At 60.5% G+C, this 11,986-nt stretch carries 9 protein-coding genes; 4 read left to right on the top strand and 5 right to left on the bottom strand.

Going from position 1 to position 11,986, the window contains the following annotated elements; translation table 11 throughout:
- Window positions 1-20: 20 nt before the first annotated feature.
- Window positions 21-854 carry an AraC family transcriptional regulator gene (locus C8D82_RS11370; protein ID WP_165833031.1) on the bottom strand — a complete coding sequence of 278 codons (834 nt, stop codon included), beginning with the start codon at window positions 852-854 and terminating at the stop codon, window positions 21-23.
- A 103-nt stretch (window positions 855-957) separates the two neighbouring features.
- Between C8D82_RS11370 and C8D82_RS11365 the strand changes: the two genes are divergently transcribed.
- From C8D82_RS11365 to C8D82_RS11350, 4 genes are read left to right on the top strand one after another with little or no spacing between them, the layout of a single operon-like run.
- On the top strand, window positions 958-3,096 hold the full coding sequence (locus C8D82_RS11365; RefSeq protein ID WP_165833030.1) for a pyruvate formate lyase family protein: 2,139 nt from the start codon (window positions 958-960) through the stop codon (window positions 3,094-3,096).
- A complete protein-coding gene (locus C8D82_RS11360; RefSeq protein WP_116884400.1) occupies window positions 3,090-3,995 on the top strand; it encodes a glycyl-radical enzyme activating protein in 906 nt (301 codons plus the stop codon). Before C8D82_RS11365 ends, C8D82_RS11360 begins: the two co-directional genes overlap by 7 nt.
- 34 nt (window positions 3,996-4,029) lie before the next feature.
- Window positions 4,030-4,815 (top strand): prepilin-type N-terminal cleavage/methylation domain-containing protein, encoded by a 786-nt coding sequence (locus C8D82_RS22140; protein WP_116884399.1) that lies wholly within the window; start codon window positions 4,030-4,032, stop codon window positions 4,813-4,815.
- A gap of 14 nt (window positions 4,816-4,829) precedes the next feature.
- Window positions 4,830-6,905: a beta-galactosidase gene (locus C8D82_RS11350; protein WP_116884398.1), complete on the top strand. Its 2,076-nt coding sequence runs from the start codon at window positions 4,830-4,832 to the stop codon at window positions 6,903-6,905.
- Window positions 6,906-7,269: 364 nt separating this feature from the next.
- Here the strand turns inward: C8D82_RS11350 and C8D82_RS11345 are convergent, their stop codons facing one another.
- The 4 genes from C8D82_RS11345 to C8D82_RS11335 form a co-directional block, all read right to left on the bottom strand.
- Window positions 7,270-7,875, bottom strand: a complete 606-nt coding sequence (locus C8D82_RS11345) for a hypothetical protein (RefSeq protein WP_116884397.1) — start codon at window positions 7,873-7,875, stop codon at window positions 7,270-7,272.
- 22 nt (window positions 7,876-7,897) lie between these two features.
- A complete protein-coding gene (locus C8D82_RS20670; protein WP_133245162.1) occupies window positions 7,898-8,383 on the bottom strand; it encodes a hypothetical protein in 486 nt (161 codons plus the stop codon).
- 880 nt (window positions 8,384-9,263) lie between these two features.
- Window positions 9,264-10,808 carry a xylulokinase gene (locus C8D82_RS11340; RefSeq protein ID WP_116884396.1) on the bottom strand — a complete coding sequence of 515 codons (1,545 nt, stop codon included), beginning with the start codon at window positions 10,806-10,808 and terminating at the stop codon, window positions 9,264-9,266.
- Window positions 10,805-11,929, bottom strand: a complete 1,125-nt coding sequence (locus C8D82_RS11335; RefSeq protein WP_116884395.1) for a TIM barrel protein — start codon at window positions 11,927-11,929, stop codon at window positions 10,805-10,807. Before C8D82_RS11335 ends, C8D82_RS11340 begins: the two co-directional genes overlap by 4 nt.
- Between the last annotated feature and the right edge of the window lie 57 nt (window positions 11,930-11,986).

The following is an 11,986-nucleotide window of genomic DNA, read 5'->3' as shown; positions in this document are numbered from 1 at the left end:
TAAAAATTTCTGCCGGGAAATCATACCGGCCCGTTCAGGCGGCAGTCGGCGCGGAACGCGGAGGGGGAGCGCCCGGTCAGGCGCGTGAAAAGGCGCGAGAAGTGAAAGGGATCGTTCCAGCCGGTACGCCGCGCGACCTCCGCCACGGGCAGTTCGGTGGTCAGCAGCAGCTTTTGCGCCTCCTGCAGCCGTTTCCGGCACTGGAACTCCTGCGCGGTCACGCCCAGCTCCTGCCGGAAGAGTCGGAAGAAGTGGGGCCGCGAAACCGCGCACAGCCCGGCGAGGCGGCCGATGTCGAGCGGTTCGGCGAAGTGGGCGTTCAGATAGCGGACCGCCGGGGTGCAGCGCGGTGCGCCGCCGGGCAACTGCACGTCGCTGCGGAACTCGGCCAGGCCGAGCAGCCGCCCCGCAATCGCGAACATCCGGCGCTGCCGTTCAAAACGTTCGCGCGGGGTGTCGCCGGTTTTGATCCGGTTGATTTCGCGGATTTCGCGGCTGACGGCAAGGCGGTCCGCATCGGGGAATACGGCGGGCAGCGTGTAGTAGTCGAAGAAGTTCGGCCCGTTCTCGAATTCGATGTCGAACGCGAACGCGATCAGGTGGAGCGGTTCCGGCCCCGGCACCTCCACGTAGCGCACCAGCCGGGCGTGCAGATAGTAGAGGTCCGCGCTTTCCGGGTCGACGCGGCAGCGGCGGGCGGGTTCGCGGATGTGCAGCACGCCCCGGCCGGAGAGGGTCAGCATCAATATCTGGTAGGGCTGGGTCATCCAGAGGGGCGGGTGTCCGACCGGATGGTCGAATTCGTAACAGCCGATCAGGTGCGGGATGATGTTCCATTGCAAATCGGAAACCATTGAAATTCTCCTTTTTGATACTATACGACATGAAATGCTATTTTCAACCATTCTCACGGACGATTCCTTGTGGTATAATAAAAACAACGAAAGGACCGTAATCATGGAAATGAATCTGTGGAATACGTTCGGCGCCGTCCGGCCGAAGCTGGAGCGGCAATATCTGGAGCCTGAGTTCGCTCCCGACACCGGCGAACCGCCGGAAGAACTGAAACGCATGGCGGAAGCATTGGTGCGGGAACACAGCGGCGAACCCCGCATCCGGCTCCGGGCCATGCTGCTGGAGCTGCTGCTGACCCGGGGACGGATCGGCGTCGATCCCGCCGACTGGTTCGCCGACCACTTAGATGCGGATGGCGTGATGGTGCCGATCCGGGAACACTGGCGCGATGAGGCGCGGCGGGCGATGCCGGAGGTCGCGGCCCGCTGTGCGGCGAACTCCGAGCGGGGGCTTTCGCTTTCCCAACTGGATTTGAGCCACACTTCACCCGACTGGCGCAATGTGCTGAAACTCGGTCCGGCGGGAATCCGCGACCGGGCGGAGAAGGCGCTGGAAACGGCGGAGGACGGCGAAGCGCGGGAATTTTTTGCGGCGGTCGCGCGGGTGTACGGTGCGATGTGCCGTTATATCGTGCGGCTCGCCGACGAGGCGGACCGGCGCGGCGCGGTCCGGGTGACCGGTGCGCTGCGGGTGATCGCGGAGCGCCCGCCGGAGACGCTGCAGCAGGCGCTCCAGCTCGCTTTGCTGTACCATCATACGCAGGAGCTGGAGGGCGAGCTGGTGCGTTCGATGGGATGCTTCGACCGGCTGTTTATCGGCTTCTACCGGCGCGACCTTGCCGCCGGGCGGCTGAACCGGGAGCAGGCGAAGGAGCTGCTGAAGTTCTACTGGACCAAGTTTTTCGCGCAGACGCAGGGGAAGCTGTGGGGCAAGAACTTCTGTTTCGGCGGGATGGACGGCGACGGCTCCGACGCGTGCAATGAGCTGACCGAACTCGGTTTCGAGGTCTACCGGGAATTGCGGACGGTCGATCCGAAGTTGTCGCTGCGGGTGCATGGGGGATTGCCGGAAAAAGTCCTGCTTCAGGCGGCGGAATGCGTCTGTCGGGGGCGGACCGCGGTGGTTTTCGCGAATGACGAAATCGCGAAAGAGATGTTCGTGCGGCGCGGCAAGCTGCCGGAGGAGATCGCCGACTTCATCCCGGTCGGCTGCTACGAACCCTGTGTGATGGGCAAAGAACTCTGCTGCAGCATGAGCACGCTGTTCAACCTGGCGAAGGCGGTCGAACTCCTGATGGAGAATCCGGCGCCGCCCCGGGATTTCGGCGAATTGCTGGAGCGCTATCTCGGATTGGTCCGCGAAAAGCTGGACGACGCGCTGGAGCTGACCCGCCGCTGGGAGTTGCGCTGGCCCGAAATCAATCCGTCGCCGCTCCTCTCCGGGACGATGGACTCCTGTTTTGAAAAGGGGCGCGACGTCTCCGCCGCCGGGACGAAGTACAGCTCTTCCGGCGTGATGTGCGCCGGGCTCGGCAGCGCCGCAGACTCGCTGACGGCGCTGCGTATTTTGCTGTTTGAAGAGCGCCGCTGCACGTGGGAGGAGCTGCGCGCGACACTGAAGGCCGACTGGGAGGGCCGCGAACCGCTGCGGCTCTACGTCTCCGGCCGCCTGCCGAAATGGGGGAACAACCTGCCTGAACCCGATGCGCTCGCCCGGAAAATCGCCGACGCGGTTGCGGAGCGGATCAACCGTGCGCCGAATGCGCGCGACGGCTTTTTCCAGACCGGGATGTGGTCGATCGACTGGGCGCAGCGGTATGGCAGGATGACCGGGGCGACGCCGGACGGCCGCCGGGCGGGCGAACCGCTCTCCAAGAATCTCGGCGCCGCGATTGCGAAGGACCGGCGCGGCGTGGCGGCGCTGCTGCACAGCGCGGCGAAGCTGGATCAGGCGGAGTTTCCGGATGGAGCGGTGCTGGATGTGATGCTCCACCCGTCGATGGTGAAGGGGAAGGAGGGGCCGAAGGTGGTCGCGGACCTTGTCCGTACCTATTTCGAGGCGGGCGGATTGTTCATCCAGTTCAATATTCTGGATGTGGACACCCTGCGCCGGGCGCGCCGGGAGCCGGAGAAATACAGCTCAGTGCAGATCCGCGTCTGCGGCTGGAACGTGCGCTTCATCGACCTCGATCCGGCGGCGCAGGAGCTGTTCATTCAGGAGGCGGAGAGTAAATCATGCTGAACATCGAGGCGCTGCTGGCCGACGTCAAGCCGCTGGCCGTCCATGACGGGCCGGGACTGCGCACCACCTTTTTCCTGAAAGGGTGCCCGCTGCGCTGCCGCTGGTGCCACAATCCGGAGTGCATTTCCCCCCGGCCGCAGTTGCTGTACCGGGAAAAATTCTGCGCGGACTGCAGAAACTGCGTGCCGGCCTGTCCGGCCGGAGCGCACCGCATCGGGGCGGGCGGACACCGCTTTGAGCGGGAACGCTGCATTGGCTGCGGCAGTTGCGAGACGGCCTGCCTCCACGGTGCGCTCCAGCTCTGCGGCAGGAGAATCACGGTGGAAAAGGCGCTGGAACTCGCGCTGGAGGACCGCGACTTTCAGCGGCGGAGCGGCGGCGGCGTGACCGTTTCGGGCGGCGAACCGCTGCTGCAGACCGGTTTCTGCCGGGCCTTCTTCATGGAGCTGGGCAAACTCGGCGTCCACCGGGCGCTGGACACCTCGGGCGAAGCGCCGTGGGAGACGCTGGAACTGCTGCTGGCCGAAACCGATCTGGTGCTTTACGATTTCAAGCAGGCCGACGACGCAAAGCACCGGGCGGGGACCGGGGTTTCCAACCGCCGGATTCTGGAGAACCTGCGGCGGTTGACCGCGACCGGGATTCCGGTTGAGATTCGCATCCCGCTGATTCCGGGGTATAATATGGAACAGGAGGATCTGGAGAAAGCCGGAAGGTTTCTGGCCGGAGTGCCGCAGCCGCCGCCGGTGCGGCTGCTGGCCTACCATCCGTTCGCACATGAAAAGTACCGGTTCGCCGGGAGGAGCGACACCCTGCCGGATGCCGATCCTCCGGAAGATGCGGAAATGGAAAGCGCCGCCGGAATCCTGCGTTCCTTCGGCTTGAAAGTTCTATGGTAGACGGGAAATGTGAAAAAAAAAGAAAGGGTTGATAATGAAAGCTGTTGAACGCAAAATATTTACGCTTGTTGAGCTGCTCGTGGTGATAGCGATTATCGCGATATTGGCTGCAATGCTGCTGCCGGCCCTGAATCAGGCCCGGGAAAAGGCGCGCGCTACCCGGTGCATCGGAAATCTCCGCCAGTGTGCACAGGCGGCAAGGGTCTATATGGATGATTTCGGCGGGATGTTCTATACCACCTATCCGCGCGGCGGGGATGCCTATAGTTGGATGTGGGGACTTTGGACGCTGACCGGATCGAGCTATCTGCCCGGGTACGCGGAGATTCCGGTTTCGACCGCGCCCGGGGTGGTCGGGGCTACTTCGAGGATTGCGGTCTGTCCCTCCGTCGAGATTGATCCGTCGAATTACAGAACCATTTTCAACGAGTGCGTCTACGGGATGTGGAACCTGCTCTATGAGGCCGCCACCAATACGGAACTGCCGGAGGCGATCGGGCCGTGTGCGCTGTCGCCGCAGGAAAATGCGGGCGTACTGGTTTCCCAGCGGTGCAAAACGCCGAGCGGCATGGTGTTGTTCGCGGATACCGCGAACAGCTCCAACGCGATGAAGCCGAGTCACCTCTTCTATCGGAACGGCCTTTCGTGGAGCGGCAGCGTTTCGGCGGGGGCCGGGCTGGTACTGCGTCACTCCAACCGGGCCAACGTCGCCTGGCTCGACGGACATGTCTCCAGTCAGGGCGGACTGGAGATGGCGCAATCCCCTTCGCATCTGCGCAGCGTTCTCACATCGGCGGGAACTCCGATCTCTTACTATTGACAAGGATTTTCACTATGAGACTGTTTTTGATTGTCTGGATTGCCGTTTGTGCTGGAGTGGTGCGGGGAGGCGACTTTCCCGGTGTTCCGTGGCTGGTGCGCGGGGCGTCGCTCCGGTTGCGCCACAGCGCCGAACCGCAGGCGCCCGGAGCCAGCGCCGACGCACGGGTGACGGTGCCGGAAGCCGGGCGGCTCGCGTTTCTGGCTGAATTGAAGCATGGGCAGAAAGCGTTCATCGGCGCGGCGGTGCTTCCGAAGCAGGGATATTTCGACTTCACCGGGCATACGGTGCTCGCCTGCGAAGTGGAGAACCATTCCGCCTGGCCGGTGGACGTGCTGCTGCGGATTCACTCCGGTCCCGAACCGGAGAAGCCGACCGGACGGCCTGAAATCGGCGTCTATCTGATGCCGGGGGAGAAACGGACGCTTCGGATTCCGCTTTACGCATTCCGCAAGGAGTGCCAAGTGAAGCTCGCGCCCGATGAAATCATGCACGGTAAGCCCTTCGGCATGCCGGGGCAGACCGGGATTGACGCGGAGCATGTGAATGCGCTGATTTTCTGGTCGATGACTCCGTATCTGCGGCAGGATGGGGAAAAGAGCGTATTCGCGGTGTCCGGTTTCCGCTTTTCCGATGAGCTTGCTCCCGATGCGGCTCCGCTCGGCGACCCGGAGAAATATTTCCCGTTCGTCGACCGTTATGGTCAATACCATCACGCCGACTGGCCGGGCAAGATTCACAGTGACGAGGAATTAAGGGCGTGCGCCCGTGCCGAGGCGGCCTCATGGAAGCCGCGTCCCCCCGACTGGAACCAATACGGCGGTTACCGGCCGGGGCCGACGCTGGAAGCGACCGGATTTTTCCGCACCGAAAAGTATGGCGGAAAGTGGTACCTGGTCGATCCGGAGGGAAAGCTTTTCTTTTCCCTCGGCGTGAACGCGATCGCGTGGTGGTCGCCGGAGTTCTCCGACGGCAGGGAGCACTATTTCGACCGGCAGGGGGAATATGTGCCGAGCGTGGACCGGAAAGTCCTCCGCTTCCAGAAGGAGGGGAACATCATCCAGTGGGGAACGGCGTTTCCGTGGGAGGTTCTGACCCGGCGTCTCGACTCGTGGGGAATCAACACACTCGGCGCCTGGACGGAGGACCCGCAGTTGAAACGGCGGCAGCGTCCCTACACTGTGATCCTGATGCACGAGGAGAAGGAGGGGCGGTTCGGATTCAACGGCCGGGACGGTTTCGATTCCCGTTTCGGGGAAAAATTGCGCGAAGTCCTGTCGGAGCGGTACGGCTGGACGTTGAACGATCCGATGTGCATCGGCTACTTCGTGACCAATGAGATGTACTACGGCGGCCCGGCGGGATGGGCGGAGATGATGATCAAAAGTCCCGCCGGTCAGCCGGGCAAACAGGAATTCCGAAGGTTTCTGGAGCGGCGTTACCGCACAGTCGCGGCGCTCAACCGCGCGTGGGGGAAGTCTTATTCCGGCTTCGACGCGTTTCTCAATGACGATCAGCCGCCGGAGACCGCCGCCGGAAAGCGGGACCTTGAGGAGTTCAGCCGGATTCTGATCCGCAAGTTCTTCGCGGTGAGCCGCGACGTGCTCAAAGCGGTCGCTCCGAACCATCTTTTTCTCGGCAGCCGGTTCCAGATGAGCGCGGGAGCGGCCTACGATTTCCTGGCCGAACTTTTTCCGGAATACTGCGACGTCGCCAGTTACAACTGCTACTGGCTGGGGCTGGACCACTTCGCGCCGCAGATCCCGGATATGCCGGTGATGATCACGGAATTCAGTGTCGGCGGCGCATTCACCCGGGGGCTTTTCTATTCGGGCCTTTCGGTCAGCGGTTTTACGCCGGAGGAACGGAAAGAGGCGTTGAAGCGCTACTATGAAAGCGCGCTGCGCAATCCGCGTATCGTCGGTATGCATTATTTCTGTCTGCTCGACCAGCCGCTCTGCGGCCGCCCCGGCGACGGCGAAAACATGAATCTCGGCATACTCGACTCGACCTCCCGCCCGATTCCCGAGGTGACGGAAGCCATCCGCGAGATCGCGGAAAAAGCGGTTCCCTACCGGATGAACCGGTAGCGTCGAGCTGAAAAAGCTCCGGCTTTCGGGAGAGAAAGCCGGGGTAGGGAGGTATGTCCTCCGCGATGGGAAGCCGCCTCGAATTGCCGGAATACAACGCACCATCCGGCAGCGGAACCGAAGCCGGGTTGCGCTGGATGCCGCTGTGCCGGGAAGGGGATAAAGTCCGACGGCAGTTCCGGCGTCGGCAACACGATCGCGAGCCGGCGTTCATTGCCTTCCCGGTAAGGGGCTACCGCCAGTTTGACGCAGGCGCCGGGAAAATTGTCCGGCCAGCTAGAGACCGCCACCGTGGTGCTTTTCCGGATATGCCGTTTCTTCCGGGCGCCGTTGTTGTCGAAAGAGGCGTATAAGATATCTTTTCCTATTCTCCGGTAATTTTACGGAAAAGCCAATGGGAAAACCGTTCCGTCGGCCGTTCAACGAGCGATTCGAAAACCAGTGCGGCAAGCCACACCACCGGAACCGAGAGAACCACTGTCGCCGTCAATGCCCAACCATAGGATATTCCGATGGCGCATAACTTCAAAAACATCCAGGCGGACAAGGACATCAATATCGTAAAATGAACCAGGATCAATGCAAAAGACAGAACTCCCGCTCGCACCAGCCAACGCTTTTCCAGCCATGATTGTATGCTTCGCGATTCGGAACAACCGAGCAGCAGCAGAAACGCCCCGATACCATAAGCGGAAAAAACAGTTATTCCGGACGGCAGCCATACTTCCGGAAAATTGCCGACCACCATTCCGGCTGACAGCAATAACCAGCCGCGCGATTCCGCCGCCGGTCGGCCCGAATGAATCACGACCAGATCAGCCGCAACGATGCCGCCGAGGAACGCCGTATACATCGGGACTGCGAAACTTAACAGAAACAGTCCGCCGTACAGCCAGAAGCGCCGCTGAAACGAACCGAAAAAGAGCAGAATACCATAGGAAAGATAGGAACCGAAAATGATCACATTCATACACCAAAGGACACTGCAATAATCACAATTCCCATTCCACAGAGCATAGAAAATGCCATTGGCAAACGCTCCTGTCAGAGAGAGCGGCACGACATAAAATGCCCGATCCCAATTGTTGTCCAGCAAAGCCCCAACCTCCTGGCTGAAAAAAACCACTGGTCAAGTAGACAACACTGGCAATCAGGGCACAGGCCAGTACCGGCGGCATCAATCGAAAATAACGCATTACAGCTTGCCGGCGGATTCCATCTGCGCTACCGGTCTGAAAAAAATGCAAAGCCGGAATAAAACCGATGAGTGCGAAGAAAATATACAATGGAAAAGAACCGTTGGTCAAAATTGAATAGGGAAAATACCGGAAGTAATAGGCTGCCTTATCCGCATCCGCGACTCCACTCTCCCAACCGATATAACCAAACGAAGCAAATGCCAGCAGATAATGGAACAGACAAACCCAAATCCCGCATAAACCTTTCAAACCATCGATATATATGATGCGTTTCGCCATTTTTTCTCCAAACAATATCAATTACCTTTAAACTTCCCGGCTGCGGCCTCCTGATCAAGCCGCTTCAACAAACCAAGTAATAAATAACATTTGTTTTTGAAAATTCAGCAGCCTGTTGTCACAAGCAACCCGAAATTCCAAATATCACACATCGCTGTGAATTCGCAGTACGATATCTGCAAAACTTCACCCGAAAGCACAACTTCCCAAGCCCCTTTCACTGTAACGTATTCATCTCAGAACGTGTTCACACTATTGAACCAATTATCATTGCAAACGACAATATCCGACTTGTTGCAATACTAAAAAAATCTGAGTTGTGAATTCGGCGAGTGCTTCATGCTTTGCAACCGGGTTCTGCAATTACAGTACCGCATTTGTCAATCAGAGGTTGGTCATGTTCATATTTCCACCTTGGTACTGTAAATATTCCGAAATCTTTTCATAGCATTATTCAGTAAATTCCATCTGTTAAATATAGCATCAGATCAATGAGTTTTCAATAGTTTTAAATTGTGTTATCAATAATAAAAGTTCCAACATACAGCCGGTTTACTTCTGTATGTTTCAATGTTCTTGCTGCGAAAGAATATTCTGTCCTTTAAGGAGAAAAATTTGATTATAATAGTTTTGGGTTATTTTTCAGAACTTGTATTTGGCGCGGAAAAGCAATAGGCGATTTCCTGTTTTTTGAAACTATTATGGTATGCTGCTGAATGGCTCCGGATACGAATTTACCGATTGACATGCGTATCCGGTCGAGGGGGGGGAAGTGTCGGCAAATCGGGTTGAAGGAAAGAGGAAACGAATCCGGCAGAGAAGCTGAAACGGATAAGAACCCCGGCTTTCAGGAGAGAAAGCCGGGGCAGAGGGAGTGTCCTCAGCGGCGGGAAGCCGCCTCGAATTGCCGGAATACAGGGAGTCTTCCGGCGTAGATGCGCGCATTGGCCGGAATGGGGGCGACGGTTTCGGTTGCCGCGCAGAACTTTCGGTACAATTCCGGGAACGGAATGCCGCCGACCGCGTTGGCGGCGCGCAGCGCCGCGCCGAGCGCCGCCGAATTCGCGACCCGGATCGATTCGATCGGAGCTTCAAACACGTCGGCCAGAATCTGCCGGAACGCCGGACTTTTCGACGCTCCCCCGGTGACCCGGATGCGTTTGAAATTTGCCTGCTGCCACCGGGAATGCAGGCGCATCGACAGCGCTTGCGACTCCAGCACCGCACGGATGCGTTCGGCAGGCGTCGCATCATTGGGATTGAAGTTGTATTTCACGCCCGGCGTCAGCACCAGCGGCGTGTTCTCCGGTTCGAAATAGGGCAGCATCAGCTTGCCGTGGTTGCCGGGCAGGGTGGTTTCGCAGGCGGTCCGGTCGAAGAAGTTCCAGTCCGCGCCGCACTCCTCCTTGACCTGTTCGCGCGCCAGCGAGCCGTTCGCAAAGCAGATCAGGCTCATGAAGCCGCCCGCCGGATTGCCGAACACGTGGCCGCAGCCCGCCGGATCGGTTTTGAAATCGGCCATCGCCGCGAAAAAGGTGTCGCTGGTGCCGAGGCTGATCACCGCCACGCCCGGCTCGGTCGCGCCGGTGCCGACCAGGCTGTTCGGGTTGTCGCCCGAAAAGACCGCGACCGGTGTTCCGGCCCGGAACCCGTATTTTTCAAAATAGGGCGACAGTCCGCCCGCGACCGTATCCGACGGCGCCGCCGCCGGGAGTTTGCCGGTCAGGCCGGGAGCGGTGAACTCCGCGATTTCGGCATCCCACTGCAGCGACTTCAGATTCAGCAGGTTCATGCCCGCGCCGTCGCCGTAGTCGATCGGTGACGGTTTCCCGGCCAGCACCGACGCGAGGAAGCTGCTGACCAGATGGACCGACGCGGTCGCGGCGTAGGCGGCGGGCTGCTCCTTCGCGAATTTGCGGAGCTGCGGGCCGGTGAAGCGTTCGATCGCCGGGCTGCCGGTATCGAGCCGGAGCCGTTCGCCGAACCTCGCATCCAGCTCTTCGCATTCGGCGTGGGTGCTGCGGTCCATCCAGATCGGCGCGAGCGGGCGGCTCAGTGCGGGGGCGAGCTGACCGGCCAGCGGCCGCGCCGGATCGAGCGCCGCAAGAAGGCGGGGAAATTCCGCATTCAGACAGACCGAGCCGTGCTGCTGGCCGGAGCCGGAGATTCCGGCGACCCGGTCGAGCGGCGCGCCGGCGTCGCGCAGTTTTTCCAGCACCCGGTCGAGCGCGTCGAGCCACATCAACGGATCGGCCTGCCGCACCGTCGGGTCGGGATGGGGGCAAAAGCCGTTCGGCGCGCCGTACTGCGGCAGTTCCGCACCGAAGTTCACCGCGCAGGATTCGACGATCCGCCCGGATTCCACGTCGATCAGTTCCGCCTTGATGCTCTGGGTGCCCGCGTCGATGCCGAGGTAGAGGCTCATCTGCGGTTCCCCGTGATGCCGTCGAGTCCGCACATCTGCATCGTCGCGGCGAGGTCGACGGCACTCTGGCTCTGCTGCGGCTCCGGCTGCCGGATACGGCCGGCCAGCGCCAGCGCGATTTCAGTCGCGACCGCGCAGTTGCGGATGAACACCTTGCGGCAGCCGATCTGGTCGCCGATATCGGCTTCGGCGCGCAGCATGTGGCAGTCGTACTCCAATACGCCCTTCCAGCCGATCTGGTTCAGCGCCCAGAACATCTGCACGGTCTCCTTCAGCCCTTCGGGGCCGATCAGCGGCGGGAAGTCGTTGTCGAACTGCGCCTTGATCTGGCTGCCGAAGTGCAGGAACTTGAGCTTGTTCAGGCTGCACAGGTAGCCGACGGTCATCACCGCATTCATCAACGCCATGCTCTCATGCTGCAGCAGCTCGGGATTCACGCCCCAGAATTCGGGATGGCGGAGCTTGCCGAGGATGAAACCGGCCGCATGTCCGCTGGTGGGCAGGAACATCTGGCCGCGAGGCTCGTTCGGCTTGGGTTCGACGGTCGCGCCGACGTAGTTGGTGAAGCCCTGCTCGTGAATGTAATCCCACACGTGGTTCAGGCCGTCGGCGAGCCAGTCGTAGACTTCGTCCCACTTCACAGTCAGCGGCACCTCGAAGCCGTCACGGGCGACCCAGTAGATGTAGTGCTTCGCGTTGAAGAAGTTGCCGATGCGCAGCGTGCGTTCCACCTTCAGCCGGGCGAGGCGGCGCAGTTCCGGATCGGGATTGCACAGCCCGCCGTTGCGGAAGAGCTTATTGCCGTGCAGGCTGCACACCGCGGAGTTCACAGAGACGCCCGCCGCATCGAGGATCGCCTTGATTTCGCGCAGCGTCCGGCTGGTTTCGCTGGAGGGATCGAGGTCGTCCTCCGGGTTGTCCGGGTCCCACGGCACAAGGTCGTCGTCGTGGAAGCCGGTGGCTTCGAGATAGCCTTCTTTGGCTCCCCACGCGATCAGCCGGGCGACTTCGACCGAACTGATCCGGTCGAGCACCGCCCCGCCGAACGGGTCCGACATCGGGTTGCCGACGCACCAGAAGGGCATCGAACGCAGCGTCACACAGGATTTGTTGTATTCCATTTTCACTTTCTCCGGGTTGGGTTCCTGATTGTGCTTCCAATCTCAATATAAGGCGAT

The organism is Victivallis vadensis, assembly GCF_003096415.1.
Classification (GTDB): Bacteria; Verrucomicrobiota; Lentisphaeria; order Victivallales; family Victivallaceae; genus Victivallis; species Victivallis vadensis.
Note: the sequence above shows the minus strand (reverse complement) of the source record. Positions and strands in the feature narration are given on the sequence as shown.